Source organism: Crenobacter cavernae, from assembly GCF_003355495.1.
Taxonomy (GTDB): domain Bacteria; phylum Pseudomonadota; class Gammaproteobacteria; order Burkholderiales; family Chromobacteriaceae; genus Crenobacter; species Crenobacter cavernae.
Window position 1 is genome coordinate 36,266 of record NZ_CP031337.1, and the last position, 23,504, is coordinate 59,769.

Below are 23,504 nucleotides of genomic sequence, written 5' to 3' on the forward strand. Positions count from 1 at the left end.
GCTGAACAACACCATGAGCTCTACGGATTAGGCGAAGCGAAACGTCTGACATCAGGGCTGTTTGTCGGAATTGATATCACGTTGACGCACAATGCCTTCAAAATTGCGTGCCGCGCCTCACATTCAGCATGGCATATAGCTATGTAGAAAAGTTGACAATTGACTTTTTTGCAAGAGCAATTTGCTTGAATGGCATGGCGAAGAGCGTGGTCATCACGTCGCTCGCTTGCATCTGGCGTGGGCTGCCAAAGAGTCCTGTCCTGGCCATAGGCGATGAACCAGGGCCAAAATCGCCCACGAGCTCACCGCCAATTTGCGCGGCGATAGTACGGTGAACCGGCAGAATCGAGGAAGCGTGCGCGCCATGCTGCGGCTGGTGGAGAAACGCATTCTGCGCGGCTACAGATACCCCCGGACCAACAGGAAGAGGCCGTTCAACTGGCGCTACAACAGATGGAGAGGCTCGGAAAGGATTGGTGTGAGGGGGGGTTGCCTCTGGCACGAGCGAACACGTCCTACAAGCTGCGCAGAAGGCCTTCAATCGCCGATCTGTTGAACGTTATTTTTTATATTTTATGCAAATTATTTTGCATAACAGGCACTTCAGAAAATTGCAGCGTGGAGGAAGGGGGACTACCGGGAAAGATGGAAAAAAATTGTCCCCTCCCCCTTCTTTTTGACAGACTGCCCAGCAACTCAGGCAGGTACAGCAGGGGAGTTTGCATCCATTCGGCCTGACAGGCAGAAGGAGAGGCAGTCGGTGAATTTTAAATTGATGCTAGCCCAATGCTAGCCCAGCCCCAAAATGGAAGCGGCCCCCATCGCTGGGAGCCGCTATTTTTATGGTGCCGTTGAAGTGAATCGAACACTCGACCTACTGATTACGAATCCGATAAATCAGACTCAAATCAACGGCACTTTTTCAATAAAATCAACAAACTAGCTTACCCTGCATTACTTCATATTACCTGACTTTACCGGACCAACTGCAGCAAAATTGCAGCAAGCAAACGTCATAACCAAAGTCAGCCGCAGGCACACATTCCCAAGCTCCCTAGCATTTCCTCTCTGCGGCCTGGAGCATTACAACCCGTCGAGCTCTCAGCCTCAGCTCCTCCATGATGCCGCCCAAGCGTGATGGCTACCCTCGGCAGGTCTGAGGGGACACAGTCGGCTATCGGGCGACAGGCAGGACGGAACGTGGCAATTCTGCAAGCCAACAAAAATGTTGAAGTCATAAATGATAATTGGGTAAAATAAAACGTTTATGCCCGATGCTAGAGAGCACTATGACTTCGCTCGAGAAGTTGACTGACCCGAGTTGGCCGTTCCTGCAATCGCTGATGAGCCTTTACTTCACCGACAAGGTGACGCCTTACACCGGCACAAATGAAGTGAAAACGCTCCCGCCCATGGAAGCGCTCGTGCTCGGCATGATGTGCCTGACCAAGACGTACAACAGCCGCCATTTCAACAATCTGCTCTACCGCAAGTACAGAGTGTTTGATGAGCGTGAGTGCGGCATCTTCACTGAAGCCGGCATCCTTGGCTTGATTCAACGCGGCTACCTGGAGCCAGCCTGCGAAGAGGCTGAAAAAGCACTCCAGGAAAGAGATGAGAAAGTCTGGGGCCTTGGGAATGTGCCATTCGTGGTGACCGAGGAGGGCGCAAAGCGCATCGGGTATCTGGTAGCCAACCTCACGGGCGAAGACGTCAAGGACGTCGTCAAGAAGTTACAGGCCGAGTCGAAGGAAGCCGCGAAGGCTTGGGGCACCTACTGACCGGCGCAACAGCAGCCGTATCGGTTAGACGGTTGGCCAACTCAGCGGGGTGGTGCGTTTCGATGGTATCGGGCCTTGTCGGCGTAGGGCCATACGGCCCCTCAGGGCCCTCGAGTTCCAAGCCGGAACGCTTTGTATGCGGCCATAGTGAATCCGAATAGGCTAACTATGCCCGCTTCCCTTCCCGATAACGTTAGGACAATTCGGTCGATTGCCTGCTCGCGGCTTGCAGGCTGTAGAGGGTGGAACGAGACACCCCGAAGTGCCGACCAATTTCAGCGACCGACATCTCCCGGTTTTTCATCATTGCCAGTGCGGCGCGCTGCTGTTTGCTGTCCAATCGCTGCGGACGGCCGCCCTTTCGGCCACGGGCCCTGGCCGCCTCGAGGCCTGCCAGCGTCCGCTCTCGGACCAGTTCCCGTTCGAACTCTGCCAGCGCCGCGAACAGGTGAAAGACGAGCTTGCCTGCCGGACCGCTGGTATCGACCGCCTCCTTCAGCGACTTGAACTTGATGCTGCGGGCCTCCAGGTCGTTGACGATGCGGATGAGGTCCTGCAGGTTCCGCCCCAGCCGGTCCAGTCGCCATACGACCAGCGTGTCGCCATCACGCAGCGCCTTCAGGCAATGGACCAGTTCCGGCCGGTCGGCCGTTTTGCCGCTCGCCTTGTCCTCGTAGATGCAAACGGCTCCTGCCTCGTGCAAAGCATCGCGCTGCAGGTCGAGCGTCTGTTCGAAGGTGCTGACCCGCGCGTATCCAATAACTGCCATCCCATACCCTTTTCCGAACGTTGATTGTTGGAGCGGATGTTGAACATCCGAAGGGGTATAGCGCGGCATGGCGACGATGAAGTGGCGCGAGTCCAGAAATCCATCGTTTTCTGGATACTTAGAACGCGAAAGGATACGTTCAGAAGCCTCAACCCTGCTTCTTGCGCCTCGGCTTGCTGGCGCGCTGGCGTGGCTTGGCCGCCCTGGTCAGCATCAGCGGGTTGATAGTCGCTACGGGGGCGATGGTTTCTAACCATTGCTCGCGGCCGAGTGCGCGAAGCACTTGGATGAGCGTACGCAACGACGAACCGCTGCCACTTTCGAGATTCCGCAACGTACGTACGCTGATACCCGCTCGCTCTGAAAGCGTGAGCTGGTCCAAATTGCGATGCACGCGGAGCGTCTTCAGTCGGTTGCCCAAGTCCGCCTCCATCTCCTCTGGTGTTTGATTCCTTCGAGTATGGTTCTGCATTTGCATCATCTTTCCCCCGATATGGCTCTCTGAAGTCTCACACAACTACAGGCAGTATCTTGCCTCTAAAGCAACATCGGCGCATATAATAGGAAAAATAATGCCTGTAATCACAAGGATTTTTTGGGGTTGAAGACCAACGGATTGGGGTGAATTGAGGTGGTGCCGAATACAAGGCCACCAGAATTGTACGAGGCGGGGCAAGGACACAGGAATTGTCCGGTCTGACAGGGTCAGTTCAGTATGCCAAGAGAAAGGTCACCAAATTTGTACGGCAAGGTCACCAGAAATGTGCGGGGAGCACCTTCCCAAGGAAGAAAGGTCACCAGAATTGTCCTGACAGCCGTCTTTGCAGGGGGTGACACTACCGAAATCCGTGGCCTAGCGCCGGTTGCACAGCCCAATCCGGACAATTTTAGTGACCCTGCCTCCCCTGCTAACAGGGGGCACAGTCGATGCCGGACAAATTTTGTGACCTTTCCCTCGCTCAGATTTTCTCGTCCTAGCAAGCTGCATCCCACCACACCACTGTGCGCCAGCGTCGAGATGGGCGCGCATGCTGTTGCCGAAGAAGTTCGAGGAAGTGCATGCGTGGGAGTGGCAGGCGCCAACGTGGGAGCAGGCACTTCGGCTGAAATAGGCACACTTGCGCCTCACGTGGTCGATTGTTGCAACAGACTACCTTACTACTAGCAGCTCATCCCAACAGGTCGTCCATCGTGACGACCTCTTCTCTTGCCGCATTGCGGGCTTTAGCTTTCGGGATTGGTGGCAAGAAGGTCGTTGAGCGACCTCCCAGACGCCAATGCATCCTTCACCCACTTGGGTTGGCGACCACGGCCACTCCAAGTATTGCCTGCTCTATCAGCGTATTTAAGTGCAGCAGCGCCGTCAGTAGCTTTGCTTGCCTTCTTAGCAGAACGGAAGTCCTCCTTGGGCGTGGCATCGATGCCAATCACCCGCAGGTAGACAGAGCTGTCAGCAACCTCCTTCTCCCGAGCCTTACTCTTCAGGATGCTTAGGAGCTCATCAAACCCGATTGGCTTGCTGTCCGGTCCGTCCCATGTGCGCTGTTTCTGGAGCACAACAACGAAGAAGCCAATGTTCGAGTCAGGCGCCTGCATGTACTGCCCCTGGAGTTGCTTCTCCAGTGCCTCAATGTAGTCCGCCAGGGTCCACCTGAACGACATCTTTAGCTCGACAGTTGCCCTTAGCGAACCGGTCTGACACAGCACATCGCGGCGCGTCCCCTCTGGGAGGATGGACTCGAGCGTCACTACGTAGCGGCTACCCGCGGCGTGGTTTAGCTCACTCCCCAGCAGCGCCTGGAAGTCCTCTTCGAGCGCGAGTCCGTCGTTGTCGGTCTTGATACGGGTAAAATTCAGCGAATTGAAGAAACGCCGCAGGCTGAAGTCCCCTGTCTCAATCTGGCTCTTCACGGTGAGCAAGTCCGTTTCCACGGCCATAGCAAAGGCCATGTACTCAGACACACTCGACGCGAAGCTCCTCTCGAACTCGTGGTAGTCGGTCTGCGCAATTGGTTTCCTGGTGTACTGCTCCTCGCGCATCATGAACTGCACGTAGCGCAGATACTTGGCGCTAGGGCCAGCTGCTCGCTGCCGAAGCTCCTCGAGAACCACGTAGGCCAGCTCGGACTTGGCGTGCGAGATGGCCGGGACCAAGGCATCGCGCAGGCACTGAGCATGGTCTCGCTCACCCGGTGAATAAACGCGGCCGTCCTCGCGCTTTATGTCGTCTTCCTCCCTAACCACTGAGCATACCCACTCGTAGAGCATCTTGATGGTGTTGAGGCCAACACTCCCCTTCTCGACCACCTGCTTGAGGCCAGCGCCATGGTCTTCGCCTAGGTCTGCCGCCAGCGCAAGCATGAAGCCCTCCGCCGCCCGTGGGTTGCACGCTCGCCATGATTCCCACCGCTGGCTAAAAGTGCCTGGGCTGGACCACAACCAGAAGCCCCCCCAGACCACTGCGTTGGAACGCTGGTGCCTAAGTTCATGAACCCGCTTCTCGAGCTTCTGCCGCACCTTCTGAGCCTCGGCGTCCTTCACGTCCGGCGTGTCGCCGAGCGAAGGAATCTCCTCATCGAACGCTGAGCCTATCCGGCGCCAGGCTTCCACCTCGAATGTCGCTTGGTCGATTACACCTGCCGCAACCTTCAGAGCAGCCTTGGATGTGTACTCGGCGAACTGGGGGTTACTCAGGACGAAATCCCAGGCTGCGCGAGCAAGGCTCTGCTGGACGCCTATCGGCGCTTCGTGGAGATGCCGAATGAGCGTCTCGGCCTTGTCCAGCGACACCTGCCCCTTGTTGGCACTTGCCAGGATGACGCTGAGCTCCTGCGTCGCAACTTGCTCGTGGGCGCGTACCAGGCTCCAGAACCACTTGGGGTAGCCGTTTATCTCGAACTGGGCGTAGCGAATGGCTCGCCGGACGTCCTGCTCGCTGAGCGCTAGCAGCCGAGAGCCGTCGCCCAGGTCAAGGTGCAGCCCCTGCAAACCTGCGATGGTGATATTGTAGGTGGAGTTGGGCTCGTTCTCATTCCAGGTCGGGTCCTTGCTACGCCAGAGAGTGCTAAGGCCTTCGCGAGCGGCGTGGGCAATCTCGTTGCCTGCAGCCCGCACGAAAAGTTCAAAATTGCACTCGCTGTATCGGGGCTGCTGAATCGTGAGACTGAGCCATTGTGCCACCCAGGCCAAAGCGCCCTTCTCCGAAGCATCCTGAAGCCCATCGAGCATGCCTAGCAGCGACTTCTTGGACTTACCGTCGACGATGAGGCCCCGGTCGCGTCGTTTCGTTGGCTTGCGGGGTGACTCAGCGGCGCTCTTCTTCCACGTTTCAATCAGCTCTGTGAAACCAGGCTCTCCAAGCTCCACCTCGTCGCCATCGACCAGCGGGTAGATTTGGCGGAACCAAAACACCGCTCGGAAGATGGCGTCCATCGTCTTGTCGGTTGGGTGGATGAGCCCCCGCAGGAACTCCAGACGGACCTCCTTGTTGACTTGGAGCGCGGCTCGCAGCTTGACCGTGTCCGCGCTACCGTAGTGGCTCTTTTTGACGAAACGGCTGAGCACCAGACAAAGCTTAGCCGCCTTCGAGGGTTCCACCGCAGAGCGCTTGATGACCAGCGCGAGCAGGTCCATCACGAGTTCTATAAACTTCCGGTCGTCAAAATATTCCCCCGTACCGCTTCCTGGTCCGACCTTGTAGTTCACCAATCGCAGCAGCAACGAGCGAGTGAGCCGGTATAGGTCAGCATCGCTCGCCTCGACCGCGACATCACGCGTAAGCACCCAGTCAATCGAGAAGCCAACCGCCCCCCTGCGAAGCTGCTCCGCCGCAATTTCTGCCATGGACCTAGCATCAAGAGCCTTCCACGCGAGCTCAGCCACAAGACGAGCCGCACGTGACTCGGACAGACCAGATTTGCCCCGCAGAGCGGTGCCTAACTCGGTTAAGTCGTCCTCTCGCCCCAAGGACAAGATGTAGTTCAGGTCGAGTTGCTCATCCAGCAGTTTGGAATAGTCCCGACCGTGGGCATCCAGCACTATGTTGCGAAAGGCCTCCAGCCGTGCATGCCCGGCTATGTCTAGGAGCGCGTCCCTGGCGTGCAAATCAGCACCATACTTCTCGAACAGCCGCTTAAGCGCTGGCTCGATGCCAGGCTTAGCGGCCTGCCAATAGTTCTCATCCGTGAGGGTGTAGTACGAGCGCCCGAGCGAGTCTCCTTCCGAGACGAGACGCTCAATGGTGCGTTCAAGCGCAGTCGAAGCTTCGGCAAGCTGCACCTGAGGGCTCCTCAAGTCGCCGAAGAATGCGACTGCCTGAGGCTCCACGTTCAGGAGTTCCTTACGGCAGTGTACGCTGAAGGCCGCCAGCCAGCCCGCCAAGGGAAACAGCGCTCGGTAGACCCCGCACTCACCGGTGGTCGAGCGCCAGGTGAAGTTGGCGAGCAACCGGTGAGCGTGCTCTGGAGACTTCACAAGAGAGGCTAGGCGCTTGGCCGCCAAGAACGGCAAGAGCTCATCCGGGTAGAGCTTGACCTGGTGTTGACCTGAGTCAATGAAAAGGCGTGAGCCCAACACGTACGCCAGAGATTGCTCCGATAGAAGGGAGGCAATGATGGGGCGTGCTGAGAGCACACCTTCGCGAATGCGCAGTGCCTTGGGGGAAATCTCGATGTTAGGTAACTGGCACACAGCCGAGGCGCTCGCAAGGCGCTCAATCGCCTCCTCTAGGTTCTCGGGAGGCGGGCTACCCACACGGCATTCACGAGGGTCGGTGCGCTGTTGCTGCTGCACAGCCTCGACCATCCTTTCGAAAACCTGAGTGAGGTACTGGGGCGGATTCTGAACCGGGTCGATATAGGCAAGGATGTCCAGGCCCCCAGGTCCTTCGGCAAGGCGCCCGAGCCCATACTGCCTAGCAGCACTCAAAGTCTCCTTCGGTTGAGGCATACCAAGGTGACTTCCCAGGTAAAGCTCTGCTCCAGCCTTGTCCAGCGGTTGCAGCGCATACACCTTCATCTGCTCATGTGCAGGCGCTTTGTTCTCAGTCTTGCTGGCCGCGTCTGCGGACGCAACGTCGCCTATCGCGGTATCTGGCTGCTCAGCCTCAGATGCCTCCTGCTCGTCTTCGCTGTCTTTTTCGGAGGCAGCTACTGTTTCAGCAAAGGCAGAGTCAAACTCATCCTCGTCAGACGAGCTCTGTCTGTCGCCCACATAGAGCGTGGTGCGAAGTTCTGCCTGGAGCAGTTCGAGGACATCCTCAGTGAGCACGGCCGGCCGGGAAGATAGGACCCACCTGACGTCTGAATTCGGCCAGTCAAGCGCCTTACTCAACCGCCGCAACGCTTTTCGAATGCCATTCTCAGTCCCCAGGGAGGCCTCGTCTAAAGAGTCGACGAAAACTGTCAACACTCCGTCCGACTGCTTCCACTCCATCAGGGCTGCGAGGTCACATGCATCCAGTGCATCCTGGAAATCGTTCTCTCCCAGGACATTATGCAGAGCAACATAGACAGCAGAATGCCCTTGGGCGCGAAGAGCCTTGCTCTTGGCCTGGAGTTCCATGGTCTTGCCAAAGTTGGCTCGGCCCACGATGACGGAGAAGCGCCCCTCCAACACCTTGTCCCAGGTCAGGCGCTTACCCAGAACATCAGGTACGAACAGTTCGGCTGCTGTGTGCTTCGTCAGAAGACCAAAGCTTCGGTGTAGGTCAAGATATTCGCTCATACCACCCATGATATATGCGCGGCACAGCCTCTTCAAAAATGACAAGTGCCCTTTTGTACGATGGCGCCCACCGCACATAGGCAAAGTCCCCAGAATTGTGCGCGAAGTATGCTTTGGGAAGGGCAAGGCCACCAGAATTGTCCGGAGCCCCTGTGTAACGGCAACATCCATTGAGAATCAGAGGCGCTGCACCGTCACATAGCCGAATTCGTACAATCTTGGTGACTTTGCCTACCCCATCTGAATGGCCATGGGGCAGGCGGACAATTTGGTGACCTTTCACCACAGACATTTCCTTGCCTTGACCCGCTAGTCAGCCAATATCTTCTTTTGCAAGATTTTCATGGCCTATCGCAGTAGGTGGCGGTAACACGACTCTATACTGAGGGCAGTCATGTGACTGCGAACTCAGTAGCATGACTCATGGAACAACTCCTCTCGCCCAAGATGCTCGCTGCCTACCTTGGCCTTGCCGAGCAGACTATCTACAACCGTCACTCGACAGGCGGGGACCTCCCCCAAGCCATCAAGCTAGGTCACCTGCTGCGCTTCAGCCTTGCTGACGTCGAGGCCTGGCTGGAGACAAAACGCCAGGCCAACACGGCGCTGCTACCCGCTCAAGTTCAACCATCCACTCCGCGACGGCGCGGCCGGCCAACCAAAGCTGAGCAAATCGCAGCGCGACGTACGTGCTGACCCATCACTCATCGCACCCCAAGTAAAACGCCCCGGCGGGAACCGGGGCGGGGTGCGCCCAACGGCGCGTCGACACTCTCTTAACAAACGAGTATAGGCGCAGAAATGACCATCCCGCCGCTCAGCGCGGAGGACAGATATTTCGTTGCAGTACAGAGGACACAGCTAATCAGCTGACGCGGCACACGCACGAGGTGTGCCCTTGTCTCAACTCAGCTCGGTCGATAGTCGACCCATCCCGTCTGCCGCGTCCGTTACCCGGTTCGCTGAACTTGTCAAAAAGATTGAAACAAGTGCGACGCCGTCAGCCCGGAAACGGAAAACTGCCGCACGCAGGAAGCTGAGTCGTGTCATTCGGGAGCAACGACGCGACGCGAAGGCAGCCAAGCGGCGCGCCGTTGTCGTCACGCTGACCTATAGCGACCGTGCTACATACACCAAGAAACACATCAGCGCCTTCGTGGACGCTCTGCGCGGAGTCCTCCATCGTCTGGGGCATCGCTTTCCTTACGCGTGGGTGTTCGAAAAGGCCGGTCAGTTGCACTACCACCTGATGCTTTGGTTGCCACGCGGCTACAAGCTCGACTTCGCCCGCCTGGAAAAATGGTGGCCGTGGGGCAGCACCTGGGTCGAGAGCTGTCGCAGCGTCAAAGCCTGGGAGCGCTATATGGCCAAGTTCGATAGCATGGCCAAGCTCCCCAAAGGGGCCCGTTTCTGCGGCCACGGCGGGCTGGACGAGGCAGGCAAAACGGCGGTAGCGCGTGCAGGCATGCCGCGCTGGCTCACCATGTTGCTACCCGCCGGCCATCGCGCTCGCCGCTGTCCGGGTGGCGGCTGGGTGGATAGCGTGACGGGCGAAATCTACCGCTCCCCCTACGTCTGGACGCCACGGGGCGCTGTTCTCGCTGCCATCAGCCCGCCAACATGCCATCTGGGATAAAATCACTGATTATTTCTTGCTGACAATATGCTGGGCATGACGCCCGGCCACAGCGGTTCTCGTGAACGGATACCTCAACGCCGATGCTTGACGACATCAAAAAAACCCTCTGGGCCACGGCCGACAAGCTGCGCGCTAACATGGACGCGGCCGAATACAAACACCTCGTGCTCGGCCTCATCTTCCTGAAGTATATCTCCGATACCTTCGCCGCCCGCCGCGCCGAGCTGACCAAGCGTTTTGCAGACGAGGCCGACGACTACTTCCTGCACGATTGCGACGACGAACTGCTCGCCGAAGAACTGGAAGACCGCGACTACTACAAGGAGGTCAACGTCTTCTGGGTGCCCGAGACTGCCCGCTGGGAAAACCTGCGCTCAGCCGCCAAGCAGACCGACATCGGCAAGCGCATCGACGAGGCGCTGGCGGAAATCGAAGGCGAGAACCCCAAGCTCAAGGGCATCCTGGACAAGCGCTACGCCCGGGCCCAGCTACCCGACGGCAAGCTGGGGGAACTGGTGGACCTGATTTCCACCATCGGCTTTGGCGAAGACGCCAGCCAGGCCCGCGACGTGCTGGGCCAAGTCTACGAATACTTCCTCGGCCAGTTCGCCAGCGCCGAAGGCAAGAAGGGCGGACAGTTCTACACCCCGGCCTCCATCGTCAAAACCTTGGTCGCCGTCCTCGCCCCTCACCATGGCAAGGTCTACGACCCGTGCTGCGGCTCCGGCGGCATGTTCGTCCAGTCGGAGAAGTTCATCGAGGCCCACGGTGGCAAGCTGGGCGACGTGTCCATCTACGGCCAGGAGTCCAACCCCACCACCTGGCGCTTGGCAGCGATGAACCTGGCCATTCGCGGCATCGATTACAACCTAGGCCGGGAACCGGCCGACACCTTTACCCGCAACCAGCACCCGGACCTGCGCGCCGACTTCATCTTGGCCAACCCGCCGTTCAACATCAGCGACTGGTGGCACGGCAGCCTGGAGGGCGACCCGCGCTGGGCTTATGGCACCCCGCCGCAGGGCAACGCCAACTACGCCTGGCTACAGCACATGCTGCATCACCTGCGTCCCAATGGGCGGGCCGGCATCGTGCTGGCCAACGGCTCGATGAGCTCCAGCCAGAACAACGAAGGAACCATCCGCGCCGCCATGGTCGAGGCCGACGTGGTGGAGGCGATGATTGCCCTGCCGGGGCAACTGTTCTTCAATACCCAGATTCCGGCCTGCCTGTGGTTCCTGGCCAAGCAGAAGACCACCCGCCAGGGCGAGGTACTGTTCATCGACGCGCGCAAGCTGGGCTCAATGATTAGCCGCGTCCAGGCAGAACTGAGCGACGACACCATCGAGCGCATCGCCCAGACCGTAGCAGCCTGGCGTGGCGAAGCCGATGCAGGGCAGTACGAGGACATTCCCGGCTACTGCCGCAGCGTCAAGCTTGCCGAGATTGCCGAGCATGGCCATGTGCTGACTCCGGGGCGCTATGTCGGCGCTGAGGAAGTCGAGGACGACGACGAAGCCTTCAGCGAGAAAATGCAGAAGTTGACCGAAAGGTTGGCCGAGCAGATGGCCAAGGGTGCAGAACTGGACGCGTTGATTCGTCAGAAGCTGGGGGGGCTTGGATATGAGTTCTGAGTGGCCGACTGTGCAGCTTGGTGATTGCACTGAGCTAGTCACTGGTTTTCCGTTTAAAAGTGCTCAGTACTCGGAGTCCCCAGATGCAATTCGTCTCCTGCGAGGGGACAATATCGGACAAGGCGTCCTTCGCTGGGATGGTGTAAAGAGGTGGCCGCAACAAGCATCGCAGGAGTTAGGCGGTTACGACCTAAGGGAGTCGGACATCGTGCTAGCTATGGACCGTCCGTGGATTCCGGCAGGGTTAAAATTTGCTCGAGTAAGAAAAAGTGATTTGCCCTCACTTCTCGTGCAACGAGTTGCGCGCCTGCGCCCGATGGACTGTATCAGAGCGGATTACCTTTATTGTGTGATTGCGAGCCGCGAATTTACCGAGTACATCCAGAACGTAACCACTGGTACCGCAGTTCCTCACATCAGCGCCAAGCAAATACGAGAATTTAAGTTCAAGCTTCCAGACCTTGGCACACAGGTTTTAGTTGGGCAGTTCCTGGCTAACCTCGACGACCGCATCGCCCTCCTGCGCGAAACCAACGCCACCCAGGAAGCCATCGCCCAAGCGCTGTTCAAGTCCTGGTTTGTCGACTTCGACCCGGTTCGTGCCAAGCAGGAAGGCCGTGCCCCGGAAGGCATGGACGAAGCCACCGCAGCGCTGTTTCCGGATGAATTTGAGGAGTCGGAATTGGGGTTGGTGCCGAGGGGGTGGAAACCCATTCGCCTTGACTCGTTCATCGAGCTTGCTTATGGCAAAGCGCTGAAAGCAGAAAATCGAAATCCTGGAAAAGTACCTGTGTATGGGTCAGGTGGCATTACTGGCTGGCATGACACCGCGCTAGTTAGCCAAGCGTCCATAATCGTGGGACGTAAGGGTACTGTAGGCAGCATCTACTGGGAGAGCCGCCCCTTCTTTCCTATCGATACGGTGTTCTATGTCAAAGCTCAACGCCCATTGACTTACTGTCATCAGCTGCTGAAAACACTCGGCCTGCATGACATGAATACTGACGCTGCTGTACCCGGCCTGAACCGCGAAAACGTTTACCGGCTGTTAGTACCCGATGCGTCTTTATCGGTTATCAATGCCTTTGATGAAGTGGTGAAGGGCTTGCGACAAGCAATCGACCACAATGAGTACCAAGCTCAGACTCTCGCCACTCTCCGCGACACTCTGCTCCCGCGCCTGATTTCCGGCCAACTCCGCCTGCCAGAGGCTGAGTCTGAGGCCACCTAGGAGGAAGCTACCGCATGATGACGCTTGACATGTTGGACCGCTGGCTGACCTCGGCCCCTGAGAGCGAGCACCTGGAATTCAAGGAGGCCAAGCAGCAATACGACACGACCAAGCTGCTTCGCTACTGTGTTGCACTGGCCAACGAAGGCGGCGGGCATCTGGTGCTGGGTGTCACGGACAAGCGGCCCCGGAAAGTGGTTGGTACGCGAGCCTTTTTGAATACGGGCGACATCACGGCGCGGATTTTGGAGGTCTTGCGCATGCGAGTAGATGTGCAAGAGCTGCTACACCCTGATGGCCGTGTGCTCGTATTTGACATCCCGTCCAGACCAGCAGGTACGCCCCTACATCACGAAGGCGCCTATCTGATGCGCGCCGGAGAAGACCTGGTGCCCATGTCAGCAGACCAGCTCAAGCGCATCCTGGCCGAAGGTGGGCCGGACTGGTTTGAGCTGCCCGCTCGCGAGGCCGCCAGCCCGGACGATGTGGTGGCTTTGCTGGACACGCAGTCATTCTTCGAACTGATGGGTTTGCCCTACCCGACCAACCGCGACGGGGTTTTGGCCCGCTTGGCACAGGAACGCCTGATAGAAGACAAGGCTGACGGGTGGTGCATCACCAATCTAGCCGCTGTATTGCTGGCCAAGCGGCTGGACGCCTTCTCACCCGAACTGGCACGCAAAGCGCCCAGGGTGGTGATTTACGAAGGCGTGAACAAGCTGACCACCCGTGAGGACAAGCCGGGCGTACGAGGCTACGCGGTCGGCTTTGAAAGTTTGATTGATTTTGTGCACTCATCTGCTCCGCTCAACCGCTTTGTGGAACAAGTAGTGCGCGAAGAGGTCAAGATGTTCCCTCGGCAAGCCATTCGTGAATTGGTGGCTAACGCGCTGGTGCACCAAGACTTTGAAGCCACCGGCCAATCGGTCATGGTCGAGATGTACGCGGACCGGTTGGAGGTGTCCAACCCTGGCCTGCCACCCATCAAGGTGGAGCGCTTCATTGACGAGTTCCGCTCCCGCAACGAGCGACTGGCCGAGCTGATGCGGCGCATGGGTTTATGCGAGGAAAAAGGCAGCGGCATCGACAAGGTGGTGCACTTGGCTGAGGTGTACCAGTTGCCTGCGCCCGACTTTCGCACCAGTGAGACACGAACCACGGCCATCATGTTCGCCCACCAGGACTTTGCAGACATGAGCAAGGCCGACCGAATCCGGGCCTGCTACCAGCACTGCGCACTGAAATACGTCAGCAACGAGCGCATGTCCAACCAGAGCCTGCGCGAGCGATTCAAGCTGCCAGAGTCCAAAGCGGTGACGGCCTCCCAGGTCATTGGTGCCACCAAGGATGCCGGGCTTATCAAGGCGGACGAGTCGGAAACGACGTCCACCCGATATGCTCGCTACCTACCGTTCTGGGCATAGCAAGTGCTTAAACGCAAACCTTCACGGCGAAACCTGTTCAATAAAATATCAATAAATTCAACAAATTAAGTGCTTAATCGCAAATCAATAGGCAGCACCAGGAGGGGGAAATGACCGAAGACCAACTGGAGCAGGAAACACTGGGTTGGCTGACCGAAGTCGGCTACACCCAGTTGTTTGGCCCAGACCTGGCCCCTGAGGGCGCTAATCCCGAGCGGGCCGACTATCGCCAGGTGTTGTTGCTGGAGCGACTGCGCGGCGCCGTCGCCCGTCTCAATCCGACCATTCCCTTGGTGGCCCGGGAAGATGCCCTGCGTCAGGTACAGGAACTGGGCATCCCCGCCCAGCTGTCGGCCAACCGGCGCTTCCATCAACTGTTGGTCGGCGGTGTGCCGGTGGAGTACCAGAAGGACGGCGAGACCCGGGGCGACTTCGTCCGCCTGGTCAACTGGGCCAACCCTGCCGCCAACGAATGGCTGGCGGTGAACCAGTTCTCCATCAAGGGGCCGCACCACACCCGGCGCCCGGACGTCATCCTGTTCCTCAACGGCCTGCCGCTGGTGCTGCTGGAGCTGAAGAACCCGGCCGACGAGAACGCCGACATCTGGAAGGCGTACGACCAGATTCAGACCTACAAGGAACAGATTCCGGACGTTTTCCAGTACAACGAAATCCTGGTGATTGCCGACGGTTCCGAAGCGCGCATGGGCTCGCTGTCGGCCAATGGTGAGCGCTACATGCAGTGGCGCACCATCGACGGCATCACCCTCGACCCGCTCGGCCAGTTCAACGAACTGGAAACCTTGGTGCGCGGCGTGCTGGCGCCGGCCTACCTGCTCGACTATCTGCGCTTCTTCGTCCTGTTCGAGGACGATGGCACGCTGGTCAAGAAAATCGCCGGCTACCACCAGTACCATGCAGTGCGGGCCGCCATCCAGCAGGTTGTCTCGGCCTCCCGCCCTGGAGGTAGCCATAAGGGCGGCGTAGTGTGGCATACCCAGGGCAGCGGCAAGAGCATCACCATGACCTGCTTCGCCGCCCGGGTGATGCAGGAGACCGCGATGGAAAACCCCACCATCGTGGTCATCACCGACCGCAACGACCTGGACGGGCAGCTGTTCGGCGTGTTCTCGCTGGCCCAGGACCTGCTGCGAGAGCAGCCGGTGCAGGCGGCCACCCGCCAGGACCTGCGCGCCAAGCTGGCCAACCGGCCATCCGGTGGCATCGTGTTCGCCACCATCCAGAAGTTCATGCCCGGGGAGGATGAAGACACCTTCCCGATGCTGTCGGACCGGCACAACATCGTGGTCATCGCCGACGAGGCGCACCGCACCCAGTACGGCTTCGAAGCCCAGCTGAAGGGCAAGCCCGGCCAGGAGAAGTATCAGGTCGGCTACGCCCAGCACCTGCGCGACGCGCTGCCCAACGCGACCTTCGTCGCCTTTACCGGCACCCCGGTGTCGAGCGAGGACCGCGACACCCGGGCGGTATTCGGCGACTACATCCACGTCTACGACATGCAGCAGGCCAAGGAGGATGGCGCCACCGTGGCCATCTACTTCGAGTCGCGCCTGGCCAAGCTGTCGCTCAAGGCCGAGGAACTGCCCCACATCGATGCGGAAGTCGATGAGCTGGCGGAGGACGAGGAAGAAAGCCAGCAGGCCAAGCTGAAGAGCCGCTGGGCCGCGCTGGAGAAAGTGGTTGGCGCGGAGCCTCGGGTGGCGGCCGTGGCCGCCGACCTGGTGGCCCACTTAGAGGAGCGCAATAAGGCGCAGAGCGGCAAGGCGATGGTGGTCGCCATGAGCCGGGAGATTTGCGTTCACCTCTACAACGAAATCATCAAGCTGCGCCCCGACTGGCATGACGCCGACCCGGAGAAAGGCGCCATCAAGATTGTGATGACCGGCTCCGCCAGCGACAAGGCGCTGCTGCGGCCCCACATCTACAGCAATCAGGTCAAGAAGCGCCTGGAGAAGCGCTTCAAGGACCCGGCCGACCCGCTGAAGCTGGTTATCGTGCGCGACATGTGGCTGACCGGCTTCGATGCCCCCTGCGTGCACACCCTGTACGTCGACAAGCCGATGAAGGGCCACAACCTGATGCAGGCCATCGCCCGGGTGAATCGGGTGTTCAAGGACAAGCAGGGCGGCCTGGTGGTGGACTACATCGGCATCGCCAACGAGCTGAAGAGCGCCCTCAAGGAATACACCGCCAGCCAGGGCCGGGGCCGCCCCACGGTGGATGCCGCCGAGGCGTACGCCATCCTGGCGGAGAAGCTCGACATCCTGCGCGGCATGCTGCACGGCTACGACTACAGCGATTTCCTGAGCGCCGGCCACAAGCGCCTAGCGGGGGCGGCCAACCATGTGCTGGGCTTGGAGGATGGCAAGAAGCGATTTGCCGACACGGCGCTGGCCATGAGCAAAGCCTTCACTCTCTGCTGCACCCTGGACGAGGCCAAAGCAGTGCGGGAGGAAGTGGCCTTCATGCAAGCGCTGAAGGTCATCCTGACCAAGCGCGACCTCAGCCAGAAGAAGCGTACCGATGAAGAGCGGGAACTGGCCATCCGGCAAATCATCGGTTCGGCGGTGGTGTCCGACGATGTGGTGGATGTCTTCCAGGCGGTGGGCCTCGACAAGCCCAATATCGGCATCCTGGACGACGCCTTCCTGGCGGAAGTGCGCAACCTACCGGAACGGAACCTGGCTGTGGAGCTCTTGGAGCGGCTGCTGGAGGGCGAAATCAAGAGCCGCTTCGCCGGCAATGTCGTCCAGGAGAAGAAGTTCTCCGAAATGCTGGCCAACGTGGTGAAGCGTTACCAGAACCGGGCCATTGAAACCGCCCAGGTCATCGAGGAACTCATCGACATGGCCAAGAAGTTCCATGCCGCCGCCAGCCGCGGGGAGCAGTTGGGGATGACTGAGGATGAAGTCCGCTTCTACGATGCGCTAGCCAACAACGAATCCGCCGTGCGAGAACTGGCCGATGAGACCTTGAAGAAGATTGCCCATGAGCTGACGGAGAACCTGCGACAGAACATCACCGTGGACTGGTCGGCGCGCGAGAGCGTCCGGGCCAAGCTGCGCCTGATGGTGAAGCGGATTCTGCGGAAGTACAAATACCCGCCGGACCAGCAAGAAGGTGCGGTGGAGTTGGTGCTGCAGCAAGCCGAAGCGTTGGGTGAGGCTTGGGCCTGACGGAGTGCCAAATCTTGATAAAAATTAGGGGGATAGATTGACGCACACGCTCACTGCAAAAGAACAGTCGCTGGCCAAAATTTTCAGCGATGATTATGTGTTTACCATTCCTGGCTACCAGCGCCCCTATGCCTGGGGCAAGGAGCAAGCACAAGAGCTTCTGGACGATTTGCTGGGCGCATTGAATATTGCACCTGAACAACTCAGCGAGGCGGCACCGTACTTTCTGGGCAGCATCGTGCTTATCAAGGGAGAAAGCTCAGCGGAAGCAACAGTAGTTGACGGCCAGCAGCGGCTGACCACACTGACGCTGCTGCTCTCGGCCATACGGGCTTCAGTGCACGACACCGCCGTACAGACCGGCATCACCAAACGTATCTACGAGCATGGCGACGTGGTGTCGGCCACTCAGGCACGCTATCGACTCTCGCTGCGCGAACGGGACCGCGACTTTTTTCGCAAGTACGTTCAGCATGAAAACGGGTTGCCAATAGTAGTACAGCTCAACACTCCGCTCCCCGACGCACAGTCGCGCCTGCGTGCGAACGCGCAAGTTTTCATGGAAGGCTTGACCAAGCTGACACAGTTCGACTTGGTACGCCTTGTGCAATTCATCATCACGCGCTGCTACCTTGTTACAGTGGCAACACCTGACCTAGATTCGGCCTATCGCATCTTCGGCGTACTGAACAGCCGTGGCCTGGACCTGAGCGCAACCGACATCCTCAAGGCAGAAATCATCGGCGGTATTGCGCCGTCACTACGCGACGTCTACACGGAGAAGTGGGAAGACGAGGAAGAAAACCTAGGGCGGGATGAGTTTGGCGACCTATTCAGCCACATCCGCATGGTCTATCGCAAGGCCAAGCCGCAGGGCACTTTGCTCAAGGAGTTCAAGGAACATGTCACTCCAGCCAAGCAGCCGCGTGAGTTTGTCGACGAGATTCTGTTGCCGATGGCCCATGCTTTCGGCGAGTTGCGTGACGCCGACTACTCCAGCCACAAATATGCTGAACAAGTAAATGAGCACCTGCATTGGCTCAATCGACTGGAGTTCAAGGACTGGGTACCACCAGCCCTAGCTTTCTTTGTAAGACATCGAGAACAGCCGGACTTGGTGCTGACATTCTTCCGCGACCTGGAGCGTCTCGGCTATTCAATGCTGGTTCGCAAGACAGGCGTTAACGACCGGATTGAACGTTTCTCGGCCCTGACCGGAACCGTCGAAAGTGGCCAAGACCTGTTGGGCAAAACATCGCCACTTCAGCTCTCGCCACAGGAGCAACACGAAACCTATGCTGCGCTGAGTGGCCCGCTATATGACACCCATTCACCACGAGCCCTGGCCCTCCTGCTACTACGGCTGGACCGATTGATGTCCGATGGGAGCGCCAGCTACCAGCATGACGTAGTATCCGTCGAACATGTCATGCCTCAGCAACCCGCACCGAACAGTCAATGGGTGGCATGGGTGCCTGAGGCGGCGGCACATCAGCAATGGGTACATCGCCTCGGCAATCTTACATTGTTGAGCCGCAAGAAGAATAGCGCGGCAAGCAACCGCGATTTCGCATGGAAGAAATCGGCCTACTTCACCAAGGGCGGGGTATGTAGCTTCGCCCTTACAACGCAAGTGCTCCAGCATTCAGACTGGACCGTCGAGGTGATGCAGCAACGGCAGGAAGCCATGCTGAAGGCGCTTGAGTCGCACTGGCGCCTAGAAGACCGTAAGAGCAAGGTAGACATCGCCGAGGCTTTGCTGGCCGACCTGGTCCAAACCAGCGACGGTGCACTCTTTGAATTGGAAAGCGCCAAGCACGGACTTAGTGCCATAGCTCGGGAAAACGGTCAGGCTTTCACCGTGCAGACCGGCTCGCAGGCCAAACTGGATTGGACAGGGCAACCGCACTCCTATCTGCAATTGCGTGAAGAATTACGCAGTGAGGGCACTTTACAGCCGTCCGGAGATGGCACTCACTTGGTATTCACTCGGGATGTAGCCTTCAGCAGCCCCAGCGCAGCATCCGCCACGGTACTCGGGCGTACAGACAATGGCCGCAATACCTGGCGCCTCAAGGGAACGTCCATTACTTATGCCGCCTGGCAAGACAACCTGCCGGCAACTCAGCCCACCACTGGCCGTGCGGATTCCTAAATGCTCAAAAGGCCACCCCTCTGTGAGAGGTGAGCAGACAGGAGTCTTGACTAATCGTCTCCCTGACTGTTGAAGCTACACGCCGTCGTTCATCAGGGTGTGGAATGTGGCTGACCTGGTGGTCACCGCGCCCATTCCCTAATGAGTTCCGACGTATTGCTTCCCTCTGCGCTTGAGCCACCAACCAGACAAGAGCCCTCTGGGTTTGCCCTCGGGCTCTTTCTCTTTCGTGGTATTCAGGCCGCCAGCGGCTTGGGGTTAGAGCAGAGTTAGGCAGCTTTGCATGCGAGGGAGACCGCCAGTGTACGGCTGAGGATGGGAGGCGAAAAAAAAATGAAAGCAAGGATTTGCGATTATTGAAGTAAACCACCCATCCGAATTAGGTCAGGTATTATGCAGTCTCGTTACGGTTCTTTTTTGTCTGTCTGCATGGACTCAATCAGGAGTTTGATGCGCTTGCGCTCAGACCTATCCACTTGTCCCCAGGCGAGGACTACGTTGGCAAGCTCATCATCTTCGCAATAAAAATACGCAGTAGGCACGCAAAGCACTTGGGCCAGCTTCACGGCAATGCCAAACGGGGGCTCATGTGCTCCCGTCTCGTAGCGGCTCATCCGCGCGCTTGCCGTTCCCTCATCAAGACCAATCTCGACACCTAGTCGGTCCTGCGGAATAGCAGCCCGTAACCTTGCCTCACGCAGGCGACGGCCAAAGACAGTGGTTGGCTCCTTCTTTACCATCCTACGATATTCGTAGGATTCCCTTGCCCTCTCTCTACGTAATTCGTAGAATCTAATGTCATACACGGACTATCCACAGAGCGTGGTCAGCGGACTTCCGTCAGCCCTATCCTGTTTAAATTTTGGAAAGTATTGAGTGAAACGATATAGGACTGGATTGATTCTGGGGCTGATGGCCCTGAGCGCCGTTGCACAAGATGGAGTGCTGAATCACACCAAAACCGAGCAGACAGAAGTGCAGCTGCCGGAAGGCGTGACGACCGAGAAGAACCCGCTCAAGCAGGAATTCCTGGCCAAGGCGTCATCGAAGCCGGCGCTGTTCCGTCCGAGCGAGAACATGCCCGAAATCGTGAACGAGGACCTGCTGCGCGGGATGTCCGAGTCCGGCAAGAAGCCCGGCAACGTCTCCCAGTTCATTGGCTACATGCCGAAGCTGAAGGTGCTGCCGTGCGCCAAGGGCTGCGAAGGCTCGGACTACGAGCGTGCCGTGAAGGAGTTCATCAAGGGCTACCGCGGTGACGGCAAGTACTTCAAGGAGCGTGGCGAGATGATTGTCCAGGTCCGCTGGTACAACACCCGCCCGTTCCTGATGCGCCAACTTCCGTACGGCGCCGATACCTTCGGGGTGTCGTTCATTCTGGAGGGCAAGCTGGTCTCGCTCGGCAAGAAGTCTGGCGTCGGTATCTCGGTCAGTTCGTACGAACTGGCGCGTGACATCGGTGCGCGCATGGCCATGGAACTGGCCTACACGCTCGGTATGGGCGTGAAGCCGACGTACGTGTCGACGACCAACAATGCCAGCGCGGGCGTCGGTGGCGCCATCATGGCTACCGGTGCTGTCGTCGATGGGTTGCTGGGTGTTGAAGATGTGCGTCCGCGCATCGAGCCGGCCACCGAAGCCAACAGCAACCTGCTGCCGGCCATCGACGGCATCAAGCCGGGTGAAATCGAGCCCATTACCGAGATGCACTACATCAACTCTCTCTTTTTCTAAGCCGCGGTAAATCAGCTGCGTAGGCGCAAACCAGTATTCAGGACCAACTTGAATTCAATACGGCCTGGTTCGAGCTTGTGTCACAACATCATATCGCTTGCGTATCAACTGGACAGTTTTCTCTCGCCAACACAATGCCCCAAACCACCTTATTATTAGCCTGAAAATGAAAAAATTAAGGTACTCAATGGCGATTTTGTCATTCATATTGACGTTGTCGGGATGCAGTGACAAGCCTTCGGACACGCAAACAAAGCAGGATTCGATTGACTACGCTCTGGCAAATATCGTCGTGGACAAATCTTTTTTGGAGCTAACTAAGGCGGAGCGAACAAACGGCTGGGAGAAGGATAAAGCCTACTTCGTGCACTATGACCTAGAATTTAAGACAACTGAGAACTACGCGACCATGCTGACCGCAAAAGCTGAGAATATTGAAGCTCAGCTTGCGGCCCTTAGTGAGCTTGAGCAGGCTACGTACCTGATGAAATTATCACTTGAATACAATGACAAAACGTATTTGCAGCCGTTTACCGACTGGTGGAAGGGGAATCAGGATACCGCCGAATACCAACAGACAGTTGGCCGCTTCCTGAGAAAAACGTCGAACAATGACATGAGGGAGCGCCAGCTTATGCTGGTTGCCGCCTACGCGGAATTGACTTCAAATGGAAGTTTTCCCGTCGGAATGAAGAAAGGCGACACCTACAAGTACTGGACGGAGCTTTCTTACATCAAGACTGAAAAAGGATGGATGCGCCAACAGTAGCCTCAGCTCTCGCAAATATATTTATAGACTTCATTTCTCATTTTTTAGCCATTGCTTGCCAATTAAAAATTTTGATGCCTTAAATGCATTCTTTCTGTCCAGCACCCTCCTTAGCCAATCTTTTAATATCGTTGCCAATGCCGATTCAGACATTAAAACTCAGGAAAATGTCAGAGTCTATTCTGGCTCGATGAGACAGCAAGCTCCTTATGGCGTTGAAAAATGCCAATATGGTGGCGTAATGGCTCAATACGCTAGAGACTGGGAGGAGACTCAAAAATCGACCGGCGACATTTTGCTACCTGAGCCTGACAAGCCTGTTGGCTACGCGCTTATTTTTACCAAGGAGAAATGCCCTGGCAAAGAAGAACGTCCCATTTTCAGTACAAGCAGCAAGCTTTTCTACCCATTCTTTGGCAGTGATTACGTTATTCGCGAAGGGCACCGTATGGATGAAGTTGATTACGCGAGCCAGTCTGAAAGACTGCGTCCAAAATTGATGCCGCAAGTATTGAAAACCATTGAAGCAGATACGACCAAAAACATAGTAGCTCAAAATTTATTGGCAGAGATGAAAGCTCGTTCAGACGCTGCACCAGCTCGCTAGACCAAGGCGATAGAGTAGACATCGACGACGCGTATGTGGAGCCCCCCCCAAAGGGACTCGTCTCTTCCACCCGCTAGGCATCACAGGGTAAAAGGCGATTGAAATCGCCCTCCGTTAGCAGGTATAAGCCAGGCGCTGGACGGCAATATGGGTCACTCACTACCGGTGGATTTACCGTTTCGACGTCCCTTCACTCGCCAGCGCCTGCGCACAGACCGGCGAAGCCCGACGAGATTGAGTTTTCAAAGGTAGATAAGTGCCCCCCGCGCATAACGAAAACTAACCGCTACAACAAACTTAGAAACCATGAAGAATAAACACAGAATCAACATTTTCGATGGTCTTGTGTACAACGGGGACTGGCATACTGAACTTCTGCGTGCAATCTCGCTTGCGGAGCCGGGGATAAAATCTAAGCACATCAAGTCCGCGATAGCTGACTTGAAGCATATGCTGGCCGAGACAGATGAATGTCTTCACACCGTTACCGTGACAGCTTCCCTACCCGTGGGTATCGAGCCCAACTACCTGCTCAAAGTGCTAGCTGCCGAGGTGGAATCCGAGGCCACGGTAGCACTATCCCCTCCCGACCAAGTTGCGCTGACTATGGCTCATAGGGGCAGTCATAGCTACGTTGAGCAGCTTGCCAGGAAACGGCTGCAGGATGGAATTACAGGAATGATGTACACGCTTACGCGCCAAAATGGAAACGGACTCGCGAAAGGACTGCCTTCCTTGACCTTGCAACCAAACGAGCAACCGGGAAAAACTTAATGTGTCAGACGTTCGCTCCACCGGCTATTTGGACTTGAGAATAAGTCACATCAGGCACCTCCCGGT

General features: G+C 57.6%; 18 protein-coding genes and 1 tRNA gene. 13 read left to right on the forward strand and 6 right to left on the reverse strand.

All coding sequences use genetic code 11. The annotated features are described in order from the left end of the window. Window positions 1-289: 289 nt before the first annotated feature. Window positions 290-556 carry a hypothetical protein gene (locus tag DWG20_RS16665; protein ID WP_425451616.1) on the forward strand — a complete coding sequence of 89 codons (267 nt, stop codon included), beginning with the start codon at window positions 290-292 and terminating at the stop codon, window positions 554-556. A 287-nt stretch (window positions 557-843) separates the two neighbouring features. Here the strand turns inward: DWG20_RS16665 and DWG20_RS16045 are convergent. Beyond that, window positions 844-916 (reverse strand) — tRNA-OTHER (locus tag DWG20_RS16045). 373 nt (window positions 917-1,289) lie between these two features. Here DWG20_RS16045 and DWG20_RS00170 point away from each other — a divergent pair. Then, window positions 1,290-1,781, forward strand: a complete 492-nt coding sequence (locus tag DWG20_RS00170) for a hypothetical protein (RefSeq protein WP_147289887.1) — start codon at window positions 1,290-1,292, stop codon at window positions 1,779-1,781. A 193-nt stretch (window positions 1,782-1,974) separates the two neighbouring features. Here DWG20_RS00170 and DWG20_RS00175 read toward each other — a convergent pair whose 3' ends face one another. The 4 genes from DWG20_RS00175 to DWG20_RS16220 form a co-directional block, all read right to left on the reverse strand. Continuing rightward, on the reverse strand, window positions 1,975-2,550 hold the full coding sequence (locus DWG20_RS00175; protein WP_115431854.1) for a recombinase family protein: 576 nt from the start codon (window positions 2,548-2,550) through the stop codon (window positions 1,975-1,977). 148 nt (window positions 2,551-2,698) lie between these two features. Next, window positions 2,699-3,031: a helix-turn-helix transcriptional regulator gene (locus DWG20_RS00180; RefSeq protein ID WP_220271981.1), complete on the reverse strand. Its 333-nt coding sequence runs from the start codon at window positions 3,029-3,031 to the stop codon at window positions 2,699-2,701. 669 nt (window positions 3,032-3,700) lie between these two features. Beyond that, complete coding sequence (locus tag DWG20_RS16670; protein WP_425451617.1) at window positions 3,701-3,766, reverse strand: DUF4113 domain-containing protein; 66 nt, start codon at window positions 3,764-3,766, stop codon at window positions 3,701-3,703. A gap of 8 nt (window positions 3,767-3,774) precedes the next feature. After that, entirely contained in the window at window positions 3,775-8,274 is a 4,500-nt protein-coding gene (locus DWG20_RS16220; protein WP_220271982.1) for an H-NS histone family protein, read from the reverse strand. 423 nt (window positions 8,275-8,697) lie between these two features. On the opposite strand from DWG20_RS16220, the gene DWG20_RS00195 reads away from it, so the two are divergent. From DWG20_RS00195 to DWG20_RS00225, 7 genes are all read left to right on the forward strand, one after another. Further along, on the forward strand, window positions 8,698-8,970 hold the full coding sequence (locus tag DWG20_RS00195) for a helix-turn-helix transcriptional regulator (protein WP_115431857.1): 273 nt from the start codon (window positions 8,698-8,700) through the stop codon (window positions 8,968-8,970). A 202-nt stretch (window positions 8,971-9,172) separates the two neighbouring features. Then, window positions 9,173-9,910, forward strand: coding sequence for a rolling circle replication-associated protein (locus tag DWG20_RS00200; RefSeq protein WP_220271983.1), 738 nt, complete (start codon window positions 9,173-9,175; stop codon window positions 9,908-9,910). An 83-nt stretch (window positions 9,911-9,993) separates the two neighbouring features. Further along, window positions 9,994-11,547 (forward strand): class I SAM-dependent DNA methyltransferase, encoded by a 1,554-nt coding sequence (locus DWG20_RS00205; RefSeq protein ID WP_115431858.1) that lies wholly within the window; start codon window positions 9,994-9,996, stop codon window positions 11,545-11,547. After that, the gene (locus DWG20_RS00210) at window positions 11,537-12,778 is read left to right on the forward strand and encodes a restriction endonuclease subunit S (RefSeq protein ID WP_115431859.1); all 1,242 of its coding nucleotides are present in this window, start codon (window positions 11,537-11,539) and stop codon (window positions 12,776-12,778) included. The genes DWG20_RS00205 and DWG20_RS00210 overlap by 11 nt, the downstream gene beginning before the upstream one ends. Window positions 12,779-12,792: 14 nt before the next feature. After that, window positions 12,793-14,202, forward strand: coding sequence for an ATP-binding protein (locus tag DWG20_RS00215; protein ID WP_115431860.1), 1,410 nt, complete (start codon window positions 12,793-12,795; stop codon window positions 14,200-14,202). Between the two features lie 110 nt (window positions 14,203-14,312). After that, window positions 14,313-17,399 carry a type I restriction endonuclease subunit R gene (locus DWG20_RS00220; RefSeq protein ID WP_115431861.1) on the forward strand — a complete coding sequence of 1,029 codons (3,087 nt, stop codon included), beginning with the start codon at window positions 14,313-14,315 and terminating at the stop codon, window positions 17,397-17,399. A gap of 37 nt (window positions 17,400-17,436) precedes the next feature. After that, a complete protein-coding gene (locus DWG20_RS00225) occupies window positions 17,437-19,554 on the forward strand; it encodes a DUF4357 domain-containing protein (protein ID WP_115431862.1) in 2,118 nt (705 codons plus the stop codon). A 404-nt stretch (window positions 19,555-19,958) separates the two neighbouring features. Here DWG20_RS00225 and DWG20_RS00230 read toward each other — a convergent pair whose 3' ends face one another. Next, on the reverse strand, window positions 19,959-20,294 hold the full coding sequence (locus tag DWG20_RS00230; RefSeq protein ID WP_115431863.1) for a helix-turn-helix domain-containing protein: 336 nt from the start codon (window positions 20,292-20,294) through the stop codon (window positions 19,959-19,961). 157 nt (window positions 20,295-20,451) lie between these two features. Between DWG20_RS00230 and DWG20_RS00235 the strand changes: the two genes are divergently transcribed. From DWG20_RS00235 to DWG20_RS00245, 4 genes are all read left to right on the forward strand, one after another. After that, entirely contained in the window at window positions 20,452-21,288 is an 837-nt protein-coding gene (locus DWG20_RS00235; RefSeq protein ID WP_147289888.1) for a hypothetical protein, read from the forward strand. 97 nt (window positions 21,289-21,385) lie between these two features. Beyond that, complete coding sequence (locus DWG20_RS00240; protein WP_147289889.1) at window positions 21,386-22,057, forward strand: LptM family lipoprotein; 672 nt, start codon at window positions 21,386-21,388, stop codon at window positions 22,055-22,057. Window positions 22,058-22,112: 55 nt separating this feature from the next. Then, window positions 22,113-22,664: a hypothetical protein gene (locus DWG20_RS15840; RefSeq protein WP_147289890.1), complete on the forward strand. Its 552-nt coding sequence runs from the start codon at window positions 22,113-22,115 to the stop codon at window positions 22,662-22,664. Window positions 22,665-22,970: 306 nt separating this feature from the next. Continuing rightward, window positions 22,971-23,438: a hypothetical protein gene (locus DWG20_RS00245; protein ID WP_115431866.1), complete on the forward strand. Its 468-nt coding sequence runs from the start codon at window positions 22,971-22,973 to the stop codon at window positions 23,436-23,438. Window positions 23,439-23,504 lie beyond the last annotated feature (66 nt).

Bases quoted from the DNA above. Each gene is read 5' to 3' on its own strand.
- DWG20_RS00170 (WP_147289887.1), top strand. From the start codon at position 1,290: ATGACTTCGCTCGAGAAGTTGACTGACCCGAGTTGGCCGTTCCTGCAA.
- DWG20_RS00175 (WP_115431854.1), bottom strand. From the start codon at position 2,550: ATGGCAGTTATTGGATACGCGCGGGTCAGCACCTTCGAACAGACGCTC.
- DWG20_RS00180 (WP_220271981.1), bottom strand. From the start codon at position 3,031: ATGATGCAAATGCAGAACCATACTCGAAGGAATCAAACACCAGAGGAG.
- DWG20_RS16220 (WP_220271982.1), bottom strand. From the start codon at position 8,274: ATGAGCGAATATCTTGACCTACACCGAAGCTTTGGTCTTCTGACGAAG.
- DWG20_RS00195 (WP_115431857.1), top strand. From the start codon at position 8,698: ATGGAACAACTCCTCTCGCCCAAGATGCTCGCTGCCTACCTTGGCCTT.
- DWG20_RS00205 (WP_115431858.1), top strand. From the start codon at position 9,994: ATGCTTGACGACATCAAAAAAACCCTCTGGGCCACGGCCGACAAGCTG.
- DWG20_RS00210 (WP_115431859.1), top strand. From the start codon at position 11,537: ATGAGTTCTGAGTGGCCGACTGTGCAGCTTGGTGATTGCACTGAGCTA.
- DWG20_RS00215 (WP_115431860.1), top strand. From the start codon at position 12,793: ATGATGACGCTTGACATGTTGGACCGCTGGCTGACCTCGGCCCCTGAG.
- DWG20_RS00220 (WP_115431861.1), top strand. From the start codon at position 14,313: ATGACCGAAGACCAACTGGAGCAGGAAACACTGGGTTGGCTGACCGAA.
- DWG20_RS00230 (WP_115431863.1), bottom strand. From the start codon at position 20,294: ATGGTAAAGAAGGAGCCAACCACTGTCTTTGGCCGTCGCCTGCGTGAG.
- DWG20_RS00245 (WP_115431866.1), top strand. From the start codon at position 22,971: ATGAAGAATAAACACAGAATCAACATTTTCGATGGTCTTGTGTACAAC.